The organism is Streptomyces sp. NBC_00876, assembly GCF_045207435.1.
Taxonomy (GTDB): domain Bacteria; phylum Actinomycetota; class Actinomycetes; order Streptomycetales; family Streptomycetaceae; genus Streptomyces.
The window spans coordinates 6,114,141-6,137,720 of record NZ_CP108800.1; the positions used below are offsets into that span (position 1 = coordinate 6,114,141).

Annotated in this window: 18 protein-coding genes; 9 read left to right on the forward strand and 9 right to left on the reverse strand. The window is 68.5% G+C overall.

Features of this window, described 5'->3' with window-relative positions; all coding sequences use genetic code 11:
- Positions 1–4: 4 nt before the first annotated feature.
- Positions 5–1,225 carry an ROK family protein gene (locus OG782_RS27025; RefSeq protein WP_406455219.1) on the reverse strand — a complete coding sequence of 407 codons (1,221 nt, stop codon included), beginning with the start codon at positions 1,223–1,225 and terminating at the stop codon, positions 5–7.
- 113 nt (positions 1,226–1,338) lie between these two features.
- Here OG782_RS27025 and OG782_RS27030 point away from each other — a divergent pair, with 113 nt between their 5' ends.
- From OG782_RS27030 to OG782_RS27045, 4 genes are all read left to right on the forward strand, one after another.
- Positions 1,339–2,622, forward strand: a complete 1,284-nt coding sequence (locus OG782_RS27030; protein ID WP_406455221.1) for an ABC transporter substrate-binding protein — start codon at positions 1,339–1,341, stop codon at positions 2,620–2,622.
- A gap of 185 nt (positions 2,623–2,807) precedes the next feature.
- Entirely contained in the window at positions 2,808–3,617 is an 810-nt protein-coding gene (locus OG782_RS27035) for a carbohydrate ABC transporter permease (protein ID WP_406459302.1), read from the forward strand.
- On the forward strand, positions 3,614–4,441 hold the full coding sequence (locus OG782_RS27040; RefSeq protein WP_406455223.1) for a carbohydrate ABC transporter permease: 828 nt from the start codon (positions 3,614–3,616) through the stop codon (positions 4,439–4,441). The genes OG782_RS27035 and OG782_RS27040 overlap by 4 nt, the downstream gene beginning before the upstream one ends.
- 144 nt (positions 4,442–4,585) lie before the next feature.
- Positions 4,586–6,955, forward strand: coding sequence for an Ig domain-containing protein (locus OG782_RS27045; protein WP_406459304.1), 2,370 nt, complete (start codon positions 4,586–4,588; stop codon positions 6,953–6,955).
- Positions 6,956–7,099: 144 nt separating this feature from the next.
- Here OG782_RS27045 and OG782_RS27050 read toward each other — a convergent pair whose 3' ends face one another.
- From OG782_RS27050 to OG782_RS27085, 8 genes are all read right to left on the reverse strand, one after another.
- The gene (locus tag OG782_RS27050) at positions 7,100–7,681 is read right to left on the reverse strand and encodes an ATP/GTP-binding protein (RefSeq protein ID WP_014048542.1); all 582 of its coding nucleotides are present in this window, start codon (positions 7,679–7,681) and stop codon (positions 7,100–7,102) included.
- Positions 7,662–8,300, reverse strand: a complete 639-nt coding sequence (locus OG782_RS27055; protein WP_406455225.1) for a DUF742 domain-containing protein — start codon at positions 8,298–8,300, stop codon at positions 7,662–7,664. The genes OG782_RS27050 and OG782_RS27055 overlap by 20 nt, the downstream gene beginning before the upstream one ends.
- Before the next feature lie 89 nt (positions 8,301–8,389).
- Positions 8,390–8,803 carry a roadblock/LC7 domain-containing protein gene (locus tag OG782_RS27060; protein WP_018551717.1) on the reverse strand — a complete coding sequence of 138 codons (414 nt, stop codon included), beginning with the start codon at positions 8,801–8,803 and terminating at the stop codon, positions 8,390–8,392.
- Positions 8,804–8,813: 10 nt separating this feature from the next.
- Complete coding sequence (locus OG782_RS27065; protein WP_406455228.1) at positions 8,814–12,020, reverse strand: nitrate- and nitrite sensing domain-containing protein; 3,207 nt, start codon at positions 12,018–12,020, stop codon at positions 8,814–8,816.
- A 346-nt stretch (positions 12,021–12,366) separates the two neighbouring features.
- On the reverse strand, positions 12,367–12,948 hold the full coding sequence (locus OG782_RS27070; protein ID WP_073738725.1) for an ATP/GTP-binding protein: 582 nt from the start codon (positions 12,946–12,948) through the stop codon (positions 12,367–12,369).
- A complete protein-coding gene (locus OG782_RS27075; protein ID WP_073738726.1) occupies positions 12,929–13,336 on the reverse strand; it encodes a DUF742 domain-containing protein in 408 nt (135 codons plus the stop codon). The genes OG782_RS27070 and OG782_RS27075 overlap by 20 nt, the downstream gene beginning before the upstream one ends.
- A gap of 133 nt (positions 13,337–13,469) precedes the next feature.
- On the reverse strand, positions 13,470–13,883 hold the full coding sequence (locus OG782_RS27080) for a roadblock/LC7 domain-containing protein (RefSeq protein WP_006127850.1): 414 nt from the start codon (positions 13,881–13,883) through the stop codon (positions 13,470–13,472).
- A gap of 9 nt (positions 13,884–13,892) precedes the next feature.
- Entirely contained in the window at positions 13,893–17,612 is a 3,720-nt protein-coding gene (locus OG782_RS27085) for a nitrate- and nitrite sensing domain-containing protein (RefSeq protein WP_406455230.1), read from the reverse strand.
- A 578-nt stretch (positions 17,613–18,190) separates the two neighbouring features.
- Here OG782_RS27085 and OG782_RS27090 point away from each other — a divergent pair.
- From OG782_RS27090 to OG782_RS27110, 5 genes are all read left to right on the forward strand, one after another.
- Positions 18,191–18,382 carry a hypothetical protein gene (locus OG782_RS27090; RefSeq protein WP_389697249.1) on the forward strand — a complete coding sequence of 64 codons (192 nt, stop codon included), beginning with the start codon at positions 18,191–18,193 and terminating at the stop codon, positions 18,380–18,382.
- Between the two features lie 82 nt (positions 18,383–18,464).
- Positions 18,465–19,241, forward strand: coding sequence for a fumarylacetoacetate hydrolase family protein (locus OG782_RS27095; RefSeq protein ID WP_406455233.1), 777 nt, complete (start codon positions 18,465–18,467; stop codon positions 19,239–19,241).
- A complete protein-coding gene (gltX, locus tag OG782_RS27100; RefSeq protein WP_406455235.1) occupies positions 19,234–20,706 on the forward strand; it encodes a glutamate--tRNA ligase in 1,473 nt (490 codons plus the stop codon). The genes OG782_RS27095 and gltX overlap by 8 nt, the downstream gene beginning before the upstream one ends.
- A gap of 151 nt (positions 20,707–20,857) precedes the next feature.
- Positions 20,858–22,384, forward strand: a complete 1,527-nt coding sequence (locus tag OG782_RS27105) for an N-6 DNA methylase (RefSeq protein WP_406455237.1) — start codon at positions 20,858–20,860, stop codon at positions 22,382–22,384.
- On the forward strand, positions 22,381–23,568 hold the full coding sequence (locus OG782_RS27110) for a restriction endonuclease subunit S (RefSeq protein ID WP_406455239.1): 1,188 nt from the start codon (positions 22,381–22,383) through the stop codon (positions 23,566–23,568). The genes OG782_RS27105 and OG782_RS27110 overlap by 4 nt, the downstream gene beginning before the upstream one ends.
- Positions 23,569–23,580 lie beyond the last annotated feature (12 nt).

Genomic DNA, 23,580 nt, shown 5'->3' on the forward strand with positions numbered 1-23,580 from the left:
TGGATCAGGCCTGCACGGCGAGCAGGCGTTCCTTGAGGTCGTCGAGCGCCAGCCGCGCGGCGCCGAGGGCGACGGACTCGTCGCCGAGCAGGGACACACGGAACTCCGGGTTGTTGAGGGAGGTCGCGGCCAAGTGCCGCTCGAAGGGGCCGGCGAGCACGTCCCCCGCGCGCGACAGACCGCCGCCGAGCACGACGAGATCGGGGTCGACGGCGTGGACCAGGACGGAGGCGCCCAGGGCGAGGGCCTCGGCGACGCGGTCGACGGTGCGCACCGCGGTGCGGTCGCCGTTCGCGGCCGCTTCGAAGAGCGCCCGGACATTGCCGCTGGTGGACTCCTCGGCGGCCGAGCCCGCGAGCTTGCGGCTCTCGCGGTCGAGCTGCGCCATCGCCTCGGCCCACCCCAGGATCTTCATGGAGCCGACGGACGCGGCCAGACCGTGCCGCCCGTTGTGGATCTGCCCGTTGATGACGATCGCGGCCCCGAGGCGGCGGCCGGCGTGCATGTAGACCAGGTCGCTCGCCCCGGCGTCGCCCCGCCACTGCTCGGCCACCGCCGCGAGGTGGATGTCGTTGGAGACCAGCACGTCGCGCCCGAAGCGCGCCGACACCTCCGACACCACGTCGATCCGGTCGAAGCCCGGGAGTGAGTAGACGTCCAGGTCCTGGCCCGCGGGAACGGTGCGGATGTCCATCACCTCCGAGCCGTTGGCGCCCACGCCGGTGATGCCGCAGGCCACCGACCGGACGTGTTCCCGGTCCGTGCCGGTCTGCCGGAGGGTCGCCTCGGCCAGCCGCGCCGCCGCCCCGATGCGCCCGGCCGGCCCGATGCCGGAGTCGACGCCGCGTCTGCGTACCGCCAGGACGTTCCCGAGCAGGTCGCAGACGACCACGGCCACCTTGTGGGCGCCGATGTCGACTCCGACGACGGCGAAGTTCTCGGCCACGACCTCGTAGCGCCGGGCCGGCCGTCCCGCCGACCGTTCGCCGTCCGGACGGTCGAGCGCCTCACGGACGAAGCCCTCGTCCAGCAGCGTCGCCACCAGGTCCTCGGCGGTGGGGCGGGAGACCCCGACGATCGCGCGCACGTCGCTGACCGTCAGCGACGCGGTGTCGAGGAAGGCCCGCACCGCGGCCGAGAGATTGAGCTTGCGCAGGAGGTGGGCATCGCCCGCACGGCCGGCGGGAGCCGTGCTGCCCCGGGTTGCACCGATGTCTTGACTCACGGCGGCACGGTATCTAAATTGACGCCGCAACAGCAATATTGAAAAGAAACTTACTTATCTAAATTCTGGCCGAGCGACCTCCCCCGGTGGGTTCGACCAGCAAGGAGGGCCTCATGATCAAGCGGGCCAACTGGGGTGCAGTAGCGGTTTCGTTGGGCCTGGTCGCGCTGACCGGCTGCGCCGTCGGCGGCGGGAGCGAAGGCGGGGACGGTTCGGGCGACGACGTGACGTTGAGCCTGCTCACCTTCGAGACACCCAACCTGACCGCCTCCTACTGGGACGACATCATCGCCAGGACCAGCGCCAAGGTGCCGGGGGTGAAGATCAAGAAGCTCGTCGCGCCCAGTGCCGAGCAGCGCAACGAGTACACGCGCCAGCTCGACTCGACCGGCGCGCTGCCCGACATCATGGTCGCGATCGACCCGGCCGGACTGGCGGAGGGCGGCAAGCTCGCCCGCTTCGACAAGAAGGAACTCGCGGACTGGACCAGCCCGGCCGCGAACAGCTTCGGCGGCAAGATCTACCAGCTGCCCACCAACTCGCAGACCTGGCAGATCTACTACCGCAAGGCGGACTTCGAGAAGGCGGGCATCGCCACCCCTCCGAAGAAGTGGGACGACCTGCTGGCCGCGGTCGGCAAGCTGAAGACGGCGAAGATCAAGCCGTTCGTCATCGGCGGCGGCGCACCGGACGGCCTCGGCCCGCGATGGACCTTCGCCCAGCTGGTGGCCGACGAGGTCTACGCCAAGGACCCGAAGTGGCTCGACAAGCTGACCGCGGGCGCGACCGACTTCAGTGACCCGCTGTTCGTCAACGCGGCGACCAAGATGAAGGCACTGGCGGGCAAGGAGAACGTCGACAACCTGTCGGCCACCTACGCCCAGGCGCAGGAGGACTTCCTCAAGGGCAAGGGCGCCATGTACCCGATGGGTTCGTGGTTCCCGGCGTCCCCGGACAAGGCGCAGCAGAAGGAGTTCGGCGCCTTCCCGATGCCCACACAGGACGGCTCGCTCGTCCTGCCCGTGTACACCGGCGGGGGAGTGTCGGTGAGCGCCAAGTCCCCCGACGTCGCCAAGGCCAAGCAGTGGGCCGTCGAGTTCTCGAAGCTGAACGCCGACGGCGGGGCCAAGTACGACGGCCTGTTCGTCGCCCTCAAGGGCTACAAGCCGCCGGCCGGCCTGCCGCCGCTGTACAACACCACCCTCGACCTCTACGAGAAGGCCCAGGCCGACGGCACCGTGACGCCGAGCTTCGGGAACGAGAGCGGTGTCCCGGCCCTGCCGTCGGGCTTCATCCCCAAGGTCGACGCGGCACTGAACGATCTCCTCAACGGCCGTGCGGACGTGGACACGTTCGTCTCGACGCTGAACTCGAAGTTCAAGGAGCTCTCGAAGTGACGCGCCCCTCGCTCGCCCGGAGGGGGACCGTAGCCGCCGAAAAGACCTCGCGGCCCGTCCGGCCGCAGGCCGCCGCGGCCCCGTCCGGGCGCGCGGGCGGGCCGCACCGTCGCCGCACGTGGACCTGGTCGTCGGTGGGGACCGGCGCCGTCTTCGTCCTGCCGACCCTCGCGATCTTCACCGCGATGGTCCTGGCGCCCATCCTGTGGACCCTCTACACGGGGATGACCGATGAGCGCGCCACCCGCCCCACGACCTCGTTCGTAGGCCTGGACAACTACGGATTCCTCCTCGGGAACGAGGAGTTCCGGCACTCCCTGTGGAACACCGTGGTGATCACGGTGATCGTGGTGCTGCTGACCAACGTGCTCGGACTCGCGATCGCCCTGCTGCTGCGGCGGCAGGGCCGGCTCTACAGCCTGCTCCGCAGTGTCTACTTCACCCCGGTGATCCTCTCCGCCGTGGTGGTGTCGGTGATCGGACGCTCGATCCTGGCGGACGACGGCCTGCTCAACAGCGCGCTCCTCTCGCTGGGGGTCGACCACCCGCCGGGCTGGCTCACGGATCCGTCGTACGCGATCTACTCCGTCTCCGGAATCATGGTCTGGCAGCTGCTCGGCTTCGCCGTCGTGGTCTACCTCGCCGGGCTCGCGGGGATCCCCGCCGAGCTCGACGAGGCCGCGAGCCTCGACGGCGCCGGCCCCTGGCAGCAGTTCCGCGCGATCACCTGGCCGCTGCTCGCGCCCTCGCTGACGATCAACACCGTGATGCTGATGATCAGCTCCTTCAAGGTCTACGACCAGATCGCCGTTCTCACCAACGGCGGCCCCGGCACCGACGGCACGGCCACCGTGGCCTTCACGGTGATCCGCACCGCCTTCTCCGAGCAACGTCCGGGCATGGCGTCCGCGATGGCCGGGATCATGCTCGTCGTCGTCTCGGTCGCGAGCGTGACCGTGCTCAGGCTCCTGCAACGCCGAGAGGTGAATCTGTGAACTCCCGAACGCCGTGGATACGGCCGCTGCTGGCCACCGGCGTGGCGGCCGTCTTCTGCCTGCCGCTCTACGTGGCGCTGGTCAACGTCTTCAAACCCAGCTCGGAGGTCGTGACCTCGCCGCTGGCGCTGCCGCTCCCGCCGACCCTCGACAACCTCGAACACGTGCTGAACCGGCCGGACGGGCTGTTCTGGTACGGCCTGGTCAACTCCGTCAGCCTGACCGCGGCGACGATCCTCATCACCACCGTGCTGGCCGCGATGTCCGCGTACCACCTCGTGCGGTCGGGCCGCTGGTGGAGCCGCGTCGTCCTCGGCGTCATGCTGTCAGGCCTGATGATCCCGCCCGCGGTGATCATGCTGCCGATCACCCGGATCCTGGACGCCATCGGTCTGTTGCACACGATGCCGGGCGCCGTGCTGGTCGACGTCGGGTACTACCTGCCGTTCGCCGTGTTCGTCTTCATGGGCTTCATCCGCTCGATCCCGCGCGAACTCGAAGAGGCCGCGGCGGTCGACGGGGCCGGCCGGTTCCGGATCTTCTGGCAGATCGTCTTCCCGCTGCTGCGGCCCGCGTCGGCCAGTGTGCTGATCTTCCTCGGGGTCTGGGTCTGGAACGACTTCCTCACCCCGCTGCTCGTCCTGGGCCCGGGGGCCGGCAACACCGTGACGGTCGGGATCTTCCGCTCCATCGGCCCCTACCAGCAGGACTTCGGGGCGGTGTTCGCGTTCATGCTGCTCGCCACCCTGCCCGTCCTGGCCTTCTATCTCGCCTTCCAGAAGCAGTTCGTCCGTGGCCTGACCGGTGGCGCCACGAAGGGATGACCGGCACGAGCGGCCGGTACCGAAGTTTCCGTCGAGAGTGACAGGAGCAACATCATGCGGTTCTCAGAACGCGTAGTCAGATCGCAGCCCCCTCGCAGGAGGTCCGAACGGCATCGGCGGACGGCCGGTTCCGTGGCGCTGGTGATGCTGACCGCCGGCGTCCTGCCCGCGGCCGGCGCGCAGGCGGCGCAGGCACGGCCCGGCGGAGCGACCCCGTCGATCGAGATCCGGGCCGGCTATCTGGATCTGGAGCTGGACAGGACCGGGACGGTCGTGGGCCTGGAGGACGTCAGGACCGGGGTCGACCACCTCGCGTCCGGCCGTGCGGCATCCCTGGTCAGCCTGGTCGTCGACGGCAAGCAGCAGAGGCCGACCTCGGTCAGCCGCTCCGGACCCGGGGGCCGGACGCTCACGTTCCGGAACAAGGCCGCGCACTGGAAGGTCGAGGTGCGGCTGGTCACCCAGCCCGGCGGCTACACCACCTTCGAGGCGGTCGCCGTCGATGTGCCCAAGGGCGTCGACGTGCAGACCCTGCTCTGGGGGCCACTGGCCACGTCGATCTCCGAGACGGTCGGCACATCGGTGGGCGTGGTCCGCGACGACGACTTCGCCATCGGGCTCCGCCCGCTGACCGACCGTACCGAGGGCGCCTGGCCGCAGGAGGACCAGGACATGGGCTGGGAGAGCGAGGTCAACCAGGATCCGGACCATGTGAGTGTGGGCTCCCTGGAACAGTGGAGCGCGGCGGGCGTGACCCCCTGGGGTTCCGTACTGCGCGCCTTCACCTTCGACTACACCAAGGAACGCCACCGCAAGGTGCGCGGCTATCCGATCCCGGTCGGACCGCTGCCCGGCCGCGACGGCGGGATCACCGGTTCCAAGATCGCACTCTTCGGAGCATCCCCCGAGGCGACGCCGACGATCCTGTCCAACATCGCCAAGGGCGAGAAGCTGCCCTACCCGAAGCTGAACGGGCAGTGGCAGAAGGCCTCCCAGGCGAGCAGCCAGTCATGGCTGGTGCTCGGGGACCTGGAGACCGGCAACATTCCGGCGGCGGCCCGGTTCGCCAAGGCGGCCGGCATGAACCGCATCTACTCACTCACCAGCAGCTACGGCCCGTGGAAGTCGAGCGGCCACTACCAGTTCGACTCCAGCCTGGGCGGCAGCGACGCCGGGGCCGCGGCGGCCGTGAACAGTGCGCGGGCCAACGGTGTGCAGCTCGGCGTGCACACCCTGTCGGACTTCATCAGCACCGGCGACGAGCCCTACGACTGGGCCTGGTTCCCGCGCGACGACTACCTCGAGCCGCCTGCCGACAACCGGCTCGCGACGGGAGGCACCGCCTCGCTCACCCGTCCGCTGACGGCCGGCGACACCACCGTGTACCTCGACGACGGCGCACTGCTCGCCGCGGGAGCGAGCTACAGCATCCTGCGCATCGGGGACGAGTTCGTCAGCTACGGAGCGGCCGAGCAGGTGGGGAAGGAGTGGAAGCTCACCGGCGTGCAGCGCGCGCGATGGGGTTCGGTCGCGGCCGCACACCCCGAGGGCGGCCACACCGCCCGCGTCATGGCCAACAGCTACGGCGGCGCGATCGGCGGCCACGCCGTTCTCGACGAGATCAGCGACCGGCTGACCACCGCCTGGAACACCACCGGCATCACCGGTATGTCGTGGGACGGCCTGGAGTCGGCATCGGAGTCCGGCTGGGGCGCCTACGGCATGGCTCACCTGGTCAACAAGACGTTCCGGCGCGTCGACGCCAAGGACGGATTCATCTCCGAGACCAGCCGGATGACCTCGAACACCTGGGACGCGCTGACCCGGGCCAGCTGGGGTGAGGTCGGCAGCACCTCCATGGAGCAGGTGTTCGCCAACAACAAGTACCTCCAGGCGAACTACCTCCCCGGCATGCTCGGCTGGATCAGCCTCAACGGCTCGGACAGTCTGCTCTCCATGGAGTGGAAGCTGGCCCGGGGCGCCGGCCTGAACGCCGGGACGGGGTTCCAGAGCTCGGTGTCCCGCCTCGAAGCGGGCGGTGAGAACACCACCCGGCTGCTCGACGCCATCCAGCAGTGGGAGACGGCACGCAACCTGGGCGCGTTCACCGCGGAGCAGCGGGCGAAGTTCCACGACCTGAAGACGAACTGGCACCTGAGCGTGGTCGAGCCGGGCAAGCGCTGGTCCCTGCAGGAGCTGGACGCCGACGGCAAGCCGGTCGGCGCCCCCGAGGCCGTCGTCGCCCCGACTCCGGAGCTCGACGCCGGACCGCTGCCCGTGGCCGCCGAGGGAGCCCTGTACGAGGCGACGGTGAAGACCAACACACCGGCGACCACGCGGTACGCGGTGACCTCGGGGAGCTTGCCCGCGGGCCTCGTACTCAACGCGGACACCGGCGGCATCGTGGGGACACCGGCCAGGGCGGGAACGGCGCGGTTCACGGTCACGGCGTACCAGGGCTCCGGCCAGCCGACAGCAAGCCGCGGCTACGTGATCAAGGTCAGCACCCACTGACCCCGTAGGCACGGCACTTCAAGCCCGTCCGGCGATTGAGGACAAAGCACGGCCGAAGGCCGGGCGCACACACGAAAGGCCCCGCACTCCCATGCCAGGCAAGGGAGCGCGGGGCCTCACGTACATCCTGAGCCCGGGAGGGCCCTACCGCAGTCGGGCCATCAGCGCATGCTCCACCAACGTGATCAACGCACTCTTCGCGTCCGCCCGATGCCGCGCGTCCGTCGTCAGAATCGGGGTGTCGGGTCCGATCTGAAGGGCTTCGCGGACCTCGTCGGGGGTGTAGGGCTGGTGTCCGTCGAAGCCGTTGAGGGCGATGACGAAGGGGAGCCCGCTGTTCTCGAAGTAGTCGACGGCGGGGAAGCAGTCGGCGAGACGTCGGGTGTCGACCAGTACCACCGCGCCGATGGCGCCGCGTACCAGGTCGTCCCACATGAACCAGAAACGGTCCTGTCCCGGCGTACCGAAGAGGTACAGGATCAGGTCCTGGTCCAGGGTGATGCGGCCGAAGTCCATGGCCACCGTCGTGGTGGTCTTGTCCCCGGTGTGCGTCAGGTCGTCGATGCCCGCGGAGGCGGACGTCATCACGGCTTCGGTACGCAGCGGATTGATCTCCGAAACGGCACCGACAAACGTGGTCTTACCCACGCCGAAGCCCCCTGCCACCACGATCTTCGCCGAGGTAGTGGAGCGGGCCGCTCCGCCGCTAGAGCTTGCGAAGTCCACTGAGCACCCTTTCGAGCAGTGTCACATCTGGCTGGCCGCCGGCGGACTCGTCGCCGCCGGGCTGGTGGATAGCGACGAGTCCGGCCTCTGCCAGGTCGGCTACGAGGATCCGGGCAACGCCTAGGGGGATCGAGAGCAGGGCCGAAATCTCGGCCACCGACTTGATCTCGAAGCACAGCCGGCAGATCCGCTGGTGCTCGGGCAACTGCCCTTGCAGCCGGGACGGATCGGCCGTGGTACTGACCAACGCCTCAATGGCGAGTTGGTAGCGCGGTCGGGTCCGTCCACCGGTCATGGCGTACGGACGAACCAGCGGATTGTGTGCGACCGGCGCCGGTTCAGGCGCCCGCCGCGGCTGCACCGGCTGAATGCGGGGCGGCTGCGGGGAGTCGTACCGGTGCGGGCGCTGCGGCCGGTGCGGCTGCTGCGGCTGCTGCGGCCAGTCCGAACCCTGAGCCTGCTGCGGCTGCTGGTAGGGCTGGTATGGCTGATAAGGCTGATAAGGCTGTTGCGCGCCCTGTCTGCCGGGTGTGGAGGGGAAGTTGAAGCGATCGTCCCCGTGCTCACCCGGTACCTGCCGGCCACCATTGAACTGGTGCCCGCCTGGGGGTGTACCCACGATTCCTCCTCCGCCTGCCGGTCCCGATCCCAGTGGGTCCGCGCCACCGCACCTTATGGCGCGGTGCCGCAAAACGCACTGTCTGTCTACTAGTTAAGAAGACTTCCCTGAAGTTCGGCGCGCAGGTCCGGGGTGAGGACACTGCCGGCGCGATCGACCAGAAGTGCCATTTCGTACCCAACCAGACCGATATCGGCATCCGGGTGTGCAAGAACGGCCAACGAAGATCCATCGGAAACGGACATGATGAAGAGGAACCCTCGCTCCATCTCCACAACTGTCTGATTCACCGCTCCGCCCTCGAAGATCCGCGAAGCACCCGCGGTCAGCGAGGTCAGACCGGAGGCCACGGCCGCCAGCTGGTCGGCACGGTCGCGCGGAAATCCTTCGGACATCGCCAGCAGGAGTCCGTCTGCGGAGACCACCACCGTGTGCGACACCCCAGGGGTGTTGTCCACGAAGTTGGTGATCAACCAGTTCAGATTCTGCGCCGCCTGGCTCATCGGGCTCACACTAACGCTCCTGGTTGTAGGTATCACTTGTGTCCGAACCCGCGTTACGTCCCCGCAGGACGCCACGTCGCAGGTTGCTCAACCTGCCACGTATGTCCTCCGGCGCGCGGGAGACCTGGGGGCCGCCCTGCTGGGTCTGTTCGGCTGTTCCCTCGACCAGATTGGCCTTGGGCACCCGCCGGGGAAGACCGGAAGGGGTGACCCCGCCCGCCTTCGGCTCCCGGAGCTTCTCGGCCTGCTTCCAGCGCTCGTCGTTCGCCGAGCGCCAGTCCTCGCTGCCGTCCCCGTCCTGCTGCGCGGGCGACGGCTGCTGCGGCGTTTCCTGCTGCGGCTGCTGCTGCGCGGTGGCGGGCCGGTCGTTACCGCTGCCCGTGGGCTGCCAGTGCTGCTGACCGCCCCGGCGCGGCAGACCGGCTTCGGTCAGATCGTGGCCGGCGTTCGGGACGGGGCCCGAACGGTCGAAGCCTACGCGTTCCTGCGGCTCGGCGGGAGCACTCGCGGCAGATTCCGTTTCGGCCTGGGCCACTGGCTCGAAGGCGCTCTGGTACCCAGCCTGATCTGCCCACTCCTGCTGCTGGGGCGGGGTGGCGTACTGCTCGCCGTAGCCCTGCTGAGCCATCTCGGGGGCCGCGTATGCCGCCTCCGGATAGCCGCCCTGACGGCTGTAGTCGGGCTGCTCGCCATAGCCCTCGCCACCGCGGTACGGGTCGTAGGCGCCCTCGTACGAGGACGTCTCGTACTGCTGTTCCTGCTGCCCGCCCTGCTGGGGGTCCTGGGCGTACTGGTTCGCGGCGTAGGTGTCCTCGCCGTACGAGATCTCGCCGTAGGACTGCTGCTGCTCCTGCTGCTGCGGGAACGGCGGGCGCTCGCCGCCGGTCTGCGCCTCCAGCGCGGCACGGCGCTCCTCGCGTATCAGCGAGCGGCCGACCGGGTCGAGCTCGACGGGGTCCGCGGACGGCTCCTCGTAGCGCGAGTCGTCGAAACCGAGCTCCGCCGCCGTACGCATCCGGGGCTGCTGCGGCAGCGGTTCGAAGGACTGCTGCTGCTCCGGAATGATCGAGGAGACGGTGAAGTCGTCCTGCGCGGGAGCGCTGTCGCCGCCGCCACCGTGGGTGATCGCGTCCGGGAGCATGACCAGGGAGGTCGTTCCGGCCTGCTCGCCCGAGGGGCGCAGCTGGACCCGGATGCCGTGCCGGTCGGAGAGCCGGCCGACCACGAACAGGCCCATGCGCTGGGAAACCGCGGCGTCCACGGTCGGCGGGTTGGCCAGCTTGTGGTTGATGTCGGCGAAGTCCTCGGCGGTGAGGCCGATGCCCTTGTCGTGGATCTCGATCATCACGCGGCTGTCGGGCAGCCGGGTCGCGGTGACGCGCACCTTGGTCTGCGGGGAGGAGAACGTGGTGGCGTTCTCCAGCAGCTCGGCCAGCAGGTGCACGAGGTCGGTGACGGACTGGCCGTGGATCTCGGTCTCCGGTACGCCGGAGAGCTCGATGCGCTCGTAGGACTCCACCTCGGAGGAGGCGGCCCGCAGGACGTCCACCAGCGGCACCGGCTGGTTCCAGCGGCGGCCCGGCTCCTCGCCGGCGAGGACGAGGAGGTTCTCGCCGTTGCGGCGCATGCGGGTCGCGAGGTGGTCCAGCCGGAAGAGGCTCTCCAGCTGGTCCGGGTCGGCCTCGTTGTTCTCCAGGTCGGTGATGAGGGTCAGCTGGCCCTCGATGAGCGACTGGTTGCGGCGCGAGAGGTTGGTGAAGATCGCGTTGACGTTGCCCCGCAGCATGGCCTGCTCGGCCGCCAGCCGGACCGCCTCGCGGTGCACCTGGTCGAAGGCGCGGGCGACCTCGCCGATCTCGTCCTGGCTGTTGATCGGGATCGGCTGGACCCGGGTGTCCACCCGGCCCGGGTCGGCCCGGGACAGCTGGTCGACCAGCGAGGGCAGCCGCTGCTCGGCGATGGAGAAGGCGGCGGTACGCAGCCGGCGCATCGAGCGGCTCATCTGGCGGGCCATGAGCCCGGCCAGGACGAAGGCGGCCAGCAGGGCGACGATCACGATCGCGGCGTTGACGATGGCGTCGGTCCGGGCGCTGGAGGAGATGTCCGCGGCCTCGGTCACCGCCTTGTCGACGAGCTCGTCCTCGACCGTGGTGTAGCCGTCGAACTTCGCCGTGGCCGCTGCCATCCAGGTCTCCGGGGTGATCCCCTTCGCCTTCAGCTGGTCCGGGCGCAGGCCCTGGCCGATCGCCTGGGCCATGCCGTCGTAGACGGAGCCGTCGATGGTCGGCGGCGCCACGAAGGGCACATCGGCCGCGTCGGCCTGCTCCTTGGCGGACTTGAGCTTGGCGGCGCCCTCGGCGGCCTTGTCCGCCATGACCTGCCTCAGCCGGGCGGCGTCGGCCTCCGTACCACCGGAGACGAATTCGCCCAGGGCGATCTGCTCCAGATAGTTGTACGAGCCGAAGGCCTTGACCTGGTCGTTGAACTTGCCGCCCTCGCGGCTGGGCCGTACCAGGAGGTGCATGCCGATGGAGCGCTGAAGCGATTCTGCAGCCTTGGCCAGCTCGATCGCGTACACGGTACGGCCGTAGCTGGTGACGTTGCCGGTGCCGAGGCCGAGCTCGTTGCAGAACTCCATGAGGGAGTGCTGGACCTGGACGTAACCCTCTTCGGTCTTCACCGGGTCCATGGCGGCGGTGTAGGCGGCCTTGCGCAGCTCGGGGAGTTTCGGCTCCTCCAGCTTGAACAGCTTGAGGCGGCGCTCCAGACCCTGCTTCGCGGGCATGTTCTTCACGGCCGCGTCGAACTTCTCCGCGGCGGCGTCGGTGGTGGCCCGGACCTGGGTGACGACCTCGGCGTCGCGCTTGTTCGACAGGAGTGGCTGAGCGGTGAGGTCACGCTCGTTGAGCAGGGCCTGCCCGTACTCGGCCGCCGCGCGCACGATCAGTGCGGTCTTCTCGGCGTCCTGGGCCTCCTGCCAGGTGTCGACCGACCCCTTGACCTGGAAGCCGCCCATGACGAGGCCCACCAGCACCGGGATCAGGAGGATCGCGTTCAGCCGGGTGGGCACCCGCCAGTTGCGCGGGGACAGCCTGCTGGTGCTGCCACCGGCCGGAGTCCTTTCGGACACATCGGCGGACGGCGCCGCGGAGCGCGGCGGCGGGGTGAAGTTGCCCCGCTCCGGCTGCGCCGTGGAGCCCTCGTTGTTACGCCTCACTCGACCAACAACCTCTCGGCGTCGGCACCTACGTTGTGCCGTGTTTGTTCAGGGCCGTACTACTGGGGAGTTCGTCGAATTGCAGCACGGGGACCGGTCGCGTTCCAAACAGTCGGAATGAGTCATTCCGAGTGGCCCACACCTCAGATAAAACGGGCATAAAGAACGAGCCCCGTCAAAAGGCGGGGCTCATGTGAGCGCAGTGGTACCGAGCGTGCGCATCGGGTGTTGGCCGTGGGGCAATTCTCTTTCGAAACGTTATGAACACGGGGGTGGATCGTGTCAAAGGACACAGTCCACCCCCGTGTGAGTACTGTAACTGCCGTAAGGCAATACCGACTTGTGCCTACTTGAGCCGCGCCATCAGAGCATGCTCCACCAGCGTGATCAGACCGCTCTTGGCATCGCCACGATGCCGCGCGTCGGTCGTGATGATCGGGGTGTCGGGTCCGATCTGAAGGGCTTCGCGGACCTCGTCGGGGGTGTAGGGCTGGTGTCCGTCGAAGCCGTTGAGGGCGATGACGAAGGGGAGCCCGCTGTTCTCGAAGTAGTCGACGGCGGGGAAGCAGTCGGCGAGGCGACGGGTGTCGACGAGGACGACGGCGCCGATGGCGCCGCGTACCAGGTCGTCCCACATGAACCAGAAACGGTCCTGTCCCGGCGTACCGAAGAGGTACAGGATCAGGTCCTGGTCCAGGGTGATGCGGCCGAAGTCCATGGCCACCGTCGTGGTGGTCTTGCCGCCGGTGTGTGTGAGGTCGTCGATGCCCGCGGAGGCGGACGTCATCACGGCTTCGGTACGCAGCGGATTGATCTCCGAAACGGCACCGACAAACGTGGTCTTACCCACGCCGAAGCCGCCCGCCACCACGATCTTCGCCGAGGTGGTGGCCCGGGCGGCACCGCCGCTAGAGCTTGCGAAGTCCACTGAGCACCCTTTCGAGCAGTGTCACATCCGGCGCGCCGCCGGCCTCTCCATTGCCCGGCTGGTGGATGGCCACCATGCCGGCTTCCGCCAGGTCCGCGACGAGAATCCGGGCCACACCGAGCGGCATCGACAGCAGGGCCGACACCTCGGCCACCGACTTGACCTCACGGCAGAGGTGGCAGATCCGCTGGTGCTCGGGGAGCAGTGTTCCCAGATGCGCCGGGTCAGCCGTGGTGCTGACCAGCGCCTCTATCGCTAGCTGGTAGCGCGGTCGGGTCCGGCCGCCGGTCATGGCGTACGGACGGACCAGCGGCTGGTCGCCTTCACCTTCGTACGACGCGTGGTTCAACGCTCCGTACGGATCGGGTGAGGCGGGTGGCGGGGTCATGAATCCTCCGGGCGTGACAGCAGGGTGTCGGCTTGCCGTCTGAAGGGGCCGGTGAGGGGCTGTAAGCGGCCGGACGGGCGAGGGCGGGGTGCAATACCTGGTGTAGTTGTCTGTGTCACCGGTTCACGGCCGCCTAGTGGAGCAGGCTGCCTTGGAGCTCGGCGCGGAGGTCCGGGGTGAGGACAGTGCCCGCCCGGTCCACCAGCAGAGCCATTTCGTACCCGACCAGACCGATATCGGCGTCCGGATGGGCCAGTACGGCCAGTGAGGAGCCGTCCGAGATGGACATGAGGAAGAGGAATCCGCGTTCCATCTCCACCACGGTCTGGCTGACGGCGCCGCCTTCGAAGATCCGGGAGGCACCCGCGGTCAGCGAGGTCAGACCGGAGGCGACAGCCGCCAGCTGGTCGGCGCGATCACGCGGGAAACCTTCGGACATCGCCAGCAGCAGGCCGTCTGCGGAGACCACCACCGTGTGCGACACCCCAGGGGTGTTGTCCACGAAGTTGGTGATCAACCAGTTCAGATTCTGCGCGGCCTGACTCATCGGGCTCAACTAACGCTCCTGCTGGTGAGTGGGGCCGAGTGGGAAACTGCCGGTCGACGGGCCGCTGTTGGCCTGACGTCCCTGCTGGATGCCCCGGCGGAGATTGGTGAGCCGCCCGCGCACATCATCGGGCGCACGCGACACCTGGGGACCGGACTGGTGGTTCTGCTGCTGGGCGGTACCCGGCACCAGATTGGCACGAGGAACCCGGCGAGGCAGACCGGACGTGGTAATTCCACCTGCTGCGGGCTTCTTCACCCGCTCCGCCTGCCGGACGAGTTCGTCGTTCGGCGAGGCGCGCCAGGAGCTCGTGGTGGCGTCGCCCGCACCGCGGCGCGGTGCCGCGGGAGCGGGACGCTCCTCGGCGGGCCGCTCGGGGAAGGCGGGCGCCTGCGGCGCGGCCGGCGGCTGCTGGCCGCCCTGCTGCGGACCGTGGAACCAGTTCGTCTCCAGGGTGTCGTACAGCGGGGTACGGCCGTCACCCGGTCCCGGGGCCGGCGGAAGCGCCTCGGGCTGCGACTGCTGCGGCAGTACCGGCCGGTACTGAGCGTCGGAGGCCGGCGCGACGGGCGGACGCGGGGCACCGAAGTCCCCGTTGTCGCGGTCGCGCTGGCGCGGCGCGGGCTGACCCTGGTCCTGTGCGGACTGCGGGCGGCCGAAGTCCGGACGGGCGAACTGCGACGTGCTCGTCTGGTCCGGGGTCTGCGGCAGCTGCCCGGGCCCGTACTGCGGCGCGGGGGCGGGTGCCGAGAAGTCCGGGCGGGCGAACTCGGCGGTGGAGCCGGGGCCCTGCCGGTCGTCCATCGGCGGGCGGGGGCCGAGCGGCGGCGGGTTCAGCGGCTGCTGGAACTGGCCGGTGGAGTCGGGCTCCTCATGACCGCGGGGCGCGTCGAGCGGGGAGTAGCGCGGTGCGGACGGCTCATCGGTGCCCCAGCTGGTGGTCTGGGGGCGCTGCGGCTGGGGGTTGCCACCGGGCAGCTCGGCACGCGGGCCGCCGACCGGGGGCAGCTGGCGGTCGTTCTGACCGGCGCCGCCGGGCTGGAAGCCGCCCGGGCCGCCCTGGTTGTGACGGGCCTGCTGGGGCTGCGGGGCCTGGCGGCCGGGACCGTTCTGCTCCGGGCGCCGCTGGTCGAACAGGCTGGGCTGACCCGAGTCCGTACGGCCGCCGTCGCCCTGGCCACGCGCGCCCAGCCGGGCGCCGCCGCCGAAGGCACCGGAGAGGCCGCCGCCCTGACGCGGCGGTTCCTGGCGCGAGCCGTCCTGCGGCTGCCGGCCCTGCGGACCGGTGCCGGGCATCCCGGTGCTCTGGAAACCGGAGTTCTGCTGGCCGGGCTGACCGGGCTGGCCCGGCTGGTTCTGCGGCCGGCCGGCGCCGGTGTCGCGGGCCGGCAGCGCGGCCCGGGGACCGGACCCCGCACCGACCTGGCCACGCGTGCTGCCCGGACCCGCCGGGAGCCGCCCGGCCGGAGCCGAGGACGCAGCGTCGATACCGGGGCGGGGGGCGCCGCCGCCGGCGAGCAGGCCCCCGGGAGCGGGGGACTGCTGGCCCGGAGCCTGCTTGGGAACCGGCTGCTTGCCGCCGTGCGCGACATCGACCGGGAGCATGACCAGCGCGGTCGTACCACCGGAGTCGGAGGGACGCAGCTGGATGCGGATGCCGTGACGCAGGGACAGCCGGCCGACCACGAACAGACCCATGCGGCGCGAGACCGAGACGTCCACGGTGGGCGGCGAGGCGAGCCGCTCGTTGATCGCCGCGAGGTCCTCGGGGGAGAGGCCGATACCCGTGTCGTGGATCTCGACGAGCACCCGGCCGTCGGGCAGCGCGTGACCGGTGACCCGGACCTTCGTCTGCGGCGAGGAGAACGACGTGGCGTTCTCCAGCAGCTCGGCGAGGAGGTGCACGAGGTCGTTGACGACGCGTCCTGCGACCTCGGTGGCGGGCACCGCGGCCAGTTCGATGCGCTCGTACTGCTCCACCTCGGAGGCGGCGGCACGGAGCACGTCGACCAGCGGGACCGGACGGGTCCAGCGGCGCCCCGGCTCCTCGCCCGCGAGGACGAGGAGGTTCTCGCCGTTACGGCGCATACGGGTCGCGAGGTGGTCGAGCTTGAAGAGCGAGGACAGCTGGTCCGGGTCGGCCTCGCGCGACTCCAGCTCGGAGATGAGCGAGAGCTGGCGCTGGATGAGGCCCTGTGAACGGCGCGAGAGGTTGGTGAACATCGCGTTGACGTTGCCCCGGAGGAGGGCCTGCTCGGCGGCGAGGCGGACGGCCTCGCGGTGCACGTCGTCGAAGGCCGCGGCCACCTTGCCGATCTCGTCCCGGGAGTGCACACCGACCGACTCGACCGAGGTGTCGACGTCCTGCGGGTCGGCCTCGGAGAGCTGCTTGACGAGCTCGGGCAGCCGGTCCTGGGCGACGCGCGTCGCGGTGTCCTGCAGCCGGCGCAGCGAGCGGATCATGGACCGGGCGACGACGAACGCGCCGACCAGCGAGACACCGAGCACCAGCAGGATGAGCGCACCGCTGATGATCGCTTCGCGCTGGGACTCGTCGCGAAGCTCGCGCGCCTTGCTCTCCATGTCGCTGAGGAGGGTCTCCTCGATCAGCTTCATGGCCTGGATCTTGTTGGTGTCCTGGTCGTACCAGTTCATGTACGAGCGCCGCACCGCGGGACCGCTCATGCCCGCCGGGTTCTCGAGCAGCTTGCTCGCGTAGGTGTCGGCGGCCTTGATGTCCGGGTGGCCCTCGTTCAGCGAGGAGGTCAGCTCATCGGGGCTCTTGCCCGTGGTCGTGTAGATCGCCTCGAAGGAGTTGAGCGCTGCCTCCTCCTTGCGCTGGGCGGCCAGGCCGAACTGCTGGTCGTTGCGGTCGAGGTCGGGCTGCTTGTCGTCGCCGGCCGGCAGCGAGGCGGCGATGATGGCCCGCTGGACCGATGCGTACTCCTTGGCGGAGGAGAAGGCGGCCAGCGCGCGCGTCCGCTTGATCATTTCCGGACTGCTGGTCGCCTGCGCCATGTCCTGGGAGAGACTCAGCAGCGAGGTGATCAGCTGGCTGTACGCGTCGACGGTCTGGAGACTCGGACTGTCCTTGGCGTACGCCTGCTTGCGGATGTCGCGGATGGAGCCGAGCTGCGCGGCGATCTGCTGGACGCTGGAGTGGATGCTCTCCAGGGCCTCGTCACCGGAGGTGTCACCGATGTCGTTCGTCGCCGCGAAGAAGGCCTTCTTGGCGCGGTCGGTCCTCTTGCGCGGCTCGGAGACCTTGAAGTCGGTCGCCGGCGTTCCGTTGGACAGCGGTCCGGCCGACCGGTCGCGCTCCTCCTGGAGAGCCTGGGCCAGCGAGGTCGCCTGCTTCGTCATCTGGGTCAGCAGCTGCATGTGCTCCAGCTGCTGGATGTCGTTCATGGAGTCGTTGATACGGAAACCACCCAGCGTGGTCGCGGCGACCACGGGGAGGGCGAGCAGGGAGACCAGACGCGTGCTGATGCGCCAGTTACGAAGAGCTACCCGCGATCCCGTATTGACCGGGCCCCGCGGCTTGAGCGAGGTGATCGGATCGGAGCCGCTGCCCGCCGCCGCGCCGGAGCGCTGCGTGCGGTCGCTGTGGTCACCGGCCGCGGCCGGTCCGGGGTTCTGGGCGTGCTGGGGCGAGGAACCGCGGCCGGTCCCGCCGCGCGGCTCCTGTTCCGCCGCAGCGCTGCCATCCCTCTTGAAACGTCCCTGCACTAGCGTCGCAACCTCTGGACCAGGCGCTCCTCCGTCATGAACGGACGGAACGGTGTCGGCGTCGTGGGGCGTCGTACTTCCCCATGGTGGTCGTGAGTGACCGGCGCACTTCCCCTTCCCGCCGCCACTCGGCGCTGCGTTGCGCCCTTGCGCGCCGTCTTGAAACCCGCGGCGGTGCGTGGAATTCCAGCACAGTGCAGGATCTCCAACAAGGGCCAGGTACCTGGCTGTGACCTGAGTGACGCGGTGTGATGGAGGCGTAACAAGCGGTGGAGGCCGTTCGGTGACATAACGGACTATTGATGGTGAATCAGGTGAGGGTGAGGGGTGTCCCAGTCGCCATGATCAGGAGCGGAATGGATCATTCAGAGATGCAATGTCCGTTTCCTTCAGTCGTACGGGCGGCCCGAATTGGGGCAATTGTCGACCACTTCGTGAGCAAACTCACATGATGATCGCCGTCTCTTCCAGGTCTGCCGAGGGAATCGGATGTTTAGCCTGACGCTTTACAGGGATGGCAAAACCGACAACCGGTGCCCCTTCGGGTGGCGCCCCCAGAGACAGGGTCCGTACGGCAGATGAAGACGACGATGATGTTCCGCAACATTGCCAACCCCCGGCGCACCACGCTGGCGCACCTCAAGGACGCCGAAGCGCTGCACACGCCGGAGCAGCCGGAACACGCAGTCGACCTGCCGACGCAGACGGCCAACCCGCGCCGCACGATCCTGATGACCGCCCCCGCGGCCACCACGGCCGCCGCGGAGTAATACGCGCGGCCCGGCTCCTCACCCGCGCTAGCCTGGAGCGTCAGTCTTCAGTCAGCCAGCAAGTGAGGGGCGACAGCTTCCCGTGCGCATCGCCAGGTTCTCCATCGACGGCAATGTCGCCTTCGGCGCCGTCGAGGGCGACGGGCCCGATGGTCTCGTCCTCGACATCATCAAGGGCATCCCGTACGCCGACTTCGAGCTCTCCGGGACCAAGGTCCCGCTGAGCAAGGTCCGGCTGCTGCCGCCCGTGCTCCCCAACAAGGTCGTGGCCATCGGCCGCAACTACGCGGAGCACGCCGCGGAGCTCGGCAACGAGGTCCCCGACGTTCCCGTCGCCTTCTTCAAGCCCACCACCTCGGTGATCGGCTCCGGCGACGCCATCGAGTACCCCTCCTTCTCCGACGAGGTGCACTACGAGGCAGAGCTGGCCGTGGTCATCGGCCGGATGTGCCGCGAAGTGCCGCGCGAGCGGGTCAAGGACGTCATCTTCGGCTACACCTGCGCCAACGACGTCACCGCCCGCGACGCCCAGAAGCGCGAGAAGCAGTGGGCCCGGGCCAAGGGCTTCGACACCTCCTGCCCGCTGGGCCCCTGGGTGGAGACCGACCTCGACCCCGGCGACCTCGCCATCCAGGCCACGGTCAACGGCGAGCAACGCCAGCTGGGCCGGACGAGCGAGATGATCCGCTCCATCGAGGACCTGGTCGTCCACATCACGGAAGCCATGACGCTGCTCCCGGGCGATGTGATCCTCACCGGCACTCCCGCGGGGGTCGGACCCCTCCATGTCGGCGACGAGGTCGCCGTCACCATCGAAGGCATCGGCACTCTCACCAACAAGGTGATCAAGCGTGGTTAACGCAGCGGTTCGCGTACGTTTCTGTCCCTCCCCGACCGGCAACCCCCACGTGGGCCTGGTCCGGACAGCTCTCTTCAACTGGGCCTTCGCCCGCCACCACCAGGGCACCCTGGTCTTCCGCATCGAGGACACCGACGCGGCGCGCGACTCCGAGGAGTCGTACGACCAGCTCCTCGACGCGATGCGCTGGCTCGGCCTCGACTGGGACGAGGGCCCCGAGGTCGGCGGCCCGCACGCCCCGTACCGCCAGTCGCAGCGCATGGACATCTACAAGGACGTCGCCGAGAAGCTCCTCGCCGCCGGCCACGCGTACCACTGCTACTGCACCACCGAGGAGCTCGACGCCCGCCGCGACGCCGCCCGCGCCGCCGGCAAGCCGTCCGGCTACGACGGCCACTGCCGCGACCTGAGCGACGGGCAGAAGGCCGCGTACGAGGCCGAGGGACGCGCCTCCATCGTCCGCTTCCGGATGCCCGACGAGGCCATCACCTTCACCGACCTGGTCCGCGGCGACATCACCGTCCAGCCGGAGAACGTGCCGGACTACGGCATCGTCCGCGCCAACGGAGCCCCGCTCTACACGCTGGTCAACCCGGTCGACGACGCGATGATGGAGATCACCCACGTCCTGCGCGGCGAGGACCTGCTCTCCTCCACCCCGCGCCAGATCGCGCTGTACCGCGCGCTCATCGAGCTGGGCATCGCCAAGCAGACCCCGGAGTTCGGCCACCTGCCGTACGTCATGGGCGAGGGCAACAAGAAGCTCTCCAAGCGCGACCCGCAGGCTTCGCTCAACCTCTACCGCGAGCGCGGCTTCCTGCGCGAGGGGCTGCTCAACTACCTCTCGCTGCTCGGCTGGTCGATCGCCGAGGACCGCGACATCTTCGACATCGACGAGATGGTCGCCGCGTTCGACATCAAGGACGTCAACGCCAACCCGGCCCGCTTCGACCTCAAGAAGTGCGAGCACGTCAACGCCGAGCACATCCGCCGGCTCGACGTGAAGACCTTCACCGAGGCCTGTGGCCCCTGGCTGCAGGCACCGTTCGCCCCCTGGGCCCCGGAGGCCTTCGACGCGGACGTGTTCGCCGCGATCGCCCCGCACGCCCAGACCCGGCTCACGGTCCTCTCCGAGATCACGGCCAACGTCGACTTCCTCTTCCTCGACGAGCCGACGACCGACGAGGCGTCCTGGACCAAGGCGATGAAGGAGGGCTCCGACGCCCTGCTCATGACGGCCCGCGCCAAGCTGGCCGACGCCGAGTGGAACGCGGACGCCCTGAAGAACGCCATCCTCACCGCCGGCGAGGAGCACGGCCTGAAGCTCGGCAAGGCCCAGGCCCCGGTCCGCGTCGCCGTCACCGGCCGCACGGTCGGCCTGCCGCTCTTCGAGTCCCTGGAGATCCTGGGCCGCGAGAAGACCCTGGCCCGGGTGGACGCGGCGCTGGCGAAGCTGGCCGCGTAACAGTCGTACGTACGCCGGAGGCCGGGCCCCCACGGGGAACCCGGCCTCCGGGCGTTCACGGCGCCTGCGGTGCCTCGCGTGGGGCGGCCTACGGGGGCGGGGCCCGAGTGAAGTGATCCCCGGTGTCAGCGGGCGGAAGTAAGCTCGCAGGGTGATTACCGGTGAACAGAAGAGCAAGGTGGGGCGCGTCTGGGACGCGTTCTGGTCGGGTGGCATCTCCAATCCGATGGAGGTGATGGAGCAGATCACCTACCTGCTCTTCACCAAGCGGCTGGACGAGCTCCAGACGGTCAGGGACCGCAAGGCGAACGCCACCGGTACGCCTGATCCCGACCCGTTCTTCGACGCGGACCAGCAGGACCTGCGCTGGCAGAACTTCAAGGTCCGCGACCCCGAGATCATGTATGGACTGGTTGCCGAAGGCGTCTTCCCGTACCTGCGCCGCATGGGCAGCGACGACTCGACGTACTCGCACCACATGAAGGACGCCCGCTTCACCATCCCGAGCGCGAACCTCCTCGCGAAGGTCGTCGACCTCCTCGATGACCTGGGCATGGACAAGAGCGACACCAAGGGCGATGTTTACGAGTACCTCCTCGCGAAGATCGCCTCGGCCGGCCAGAACGGCCAGTTCCGTACGCCTCGGCACATCATCGACCTGATGGTCGAGATGACCCGGCCCGGCCCGGGGGACGAGGTCTGCGACCCGGCCTGCGGCACGGCGGGCTTCCTGGTCCAGACGGCCTCGTACGTCAAGCGCACGCACAGAGAAGCCCTGCTCGGGGTGGAGCAGAGCAAACACTTCAACGAGTCGATGTTCCACGGCTTCGACTTCGACTCCACGATGCTCCGCATCGGCTCGATGAATATGCTGCTCCACGGAGTGGAGAACCCGGACATCCGATACCGCGACTCCCTCGCGGAGTCGGCAGCCGGCGAGGCCGAGAAGTACTCCCTGATCCTCGCCAACCCGCCCTTCGCGGGCAGCCTCGACTACGAGTCGACGGCGAAGGACCTCCAGGCGATCGTCAAGACCAAGAAGACGGAACTGCTTTTCCTGGCTCTGTTCCTGCGCCTCCTCAAGCCCGGTGGCCGCGCGGCGGTGATCGTCCCCGACGGCGTCCTCTTCGGATCCACGAAGGGGCATAAGGAGTTGCGCCGCATGCTCGTCGAGGAGCAGCAGCTCCAGGCAGTGGTCAAGCTCCCGAGCGGCGTCTTCAAGCCGTACGCCGGTGTCTCGACGGCCATCCTCTTCTTCACACGTACCGACAGTGGTGGCACGGATGACGTCTGGTTCTACGACGTCAAGGCCGATGGCCTCTCGCTGGACGACAAGCGCAATGAGCTTCTCCCGGAAGACCGCCTCGGCGTCCGACCGATGCCTGCGGACGTGCCTCTGAGCGAGGAGGAGCACGAGAAGAACAACCTGCCGGACGTCCTGACCCGCTGGTTCGACCGGGACACCTCGGAGCGGGACCGTGCAAGGACTGAGCAGAGCTTCTGCGTCCCCAAGGCGGACATTGCGGCACAGGGGTACGACCTCTCTCTGAACCGCTACAAGGAAGTCGTCCACGAGGAGATCCAGACACGCCTGCCCCTGGAGATCCTGGCCGATCTGGAACGCCTCGATGCCGAAATCTCCAAGGGCGCGGAAGAGCTCAAGGGTCTGCTGTCATGACAGGGAATTTTGTTACCCTCAACGAAGTTGCGACATTTACCAATGGCGTCTGCTTCAAGGAATCCGACTGGAGTGAGGCCGGGTCTCGAATTATCAGAATTCAGAACCTTACCGATCCCAAGAAGAATTACAACCGAACTCAGAGAGCTGTGCCGGATGCCGTGAAGGTGCATCCTGGCGATCTCCTGGTTTCCTGGTCGGCCACGCTGGGTGTTTTCGAATGGGGCGAGCCGGATACCGCTGTTCTCAACCAGCACATCTTTCGCGTGGAGCCGGACCTGGGCCGCGTCGACAAGAGGTATCTGCGATACGCGATCGATCGCACGCTCAAAGAGTCCGAGCGTCACTTGCATGGCGCGACCATGAAGCATGTGAACAAGGGGGATCTGCTGGCGGCGAAGTTTTTCGCGCCCCCGGTAGGCCAGCAGCGCCGCGTCGCCGCCGTACTGGACCAGGTGGACACCCTGAGGTCCAAGCGCCGCGAGGCCATCGCCCTCCTCGACGACCTCGCCCGGTCCATCTTCCTCGACATGTTCGGTGATCCGGTGGCCAACCCTCATGGGTGGCAGCGGATGAAGATGAAAGACTTCTTGATTCGTATCGACAGCGGGAAGAGCCCTCAGTGCTTGGACCGTCCTGCTGGTGTTGGCGAGTGGGGAGTCCTGAAATTGGGGGCAGTCACCAAGTGTGTTTACGCGCCTGGTGAGAACAAGGCCCTGCCGGGTGAGGCGGTTGCCGACCCGAGGCATGAAGTGAAGCAAGGGGATCTTCTTTTTACGCGAAAGAACACCCCCGATCTGGTTGCCGCATCGGTCTATGTTCGCTCCACCCCGCCCCGTTTGCTTCTGCCGGATCTTATTTTCCGCCTTGTTGTGAGGGAGGATTCATTGGTCAATAAAGTGTTCCTGCATCATTTGTTGACCTTTCCTGCCGTGCGGAAGAAGCTTCAGGGGCTGGCCTCGGGGAGTGCTGCTTCTATGTTGAACATCTCCAAGGCGAAGCTTCTGGAATTTGAGTGCCAGATTCCCGGCTCAAGGCTTCAGGAGGATTTCGCGATTCGCATCGAGGCGATTGAGGAATGGAGGGCGAAGCACCTCACCCACCTCGCCGCCCTCGATGAACTCTTCGAATCCCTCCAACAGCGCGCCTTCGCCGGGCAGCTCTGGGATCATGAAGCCGCCTAACCCGTAGGCACG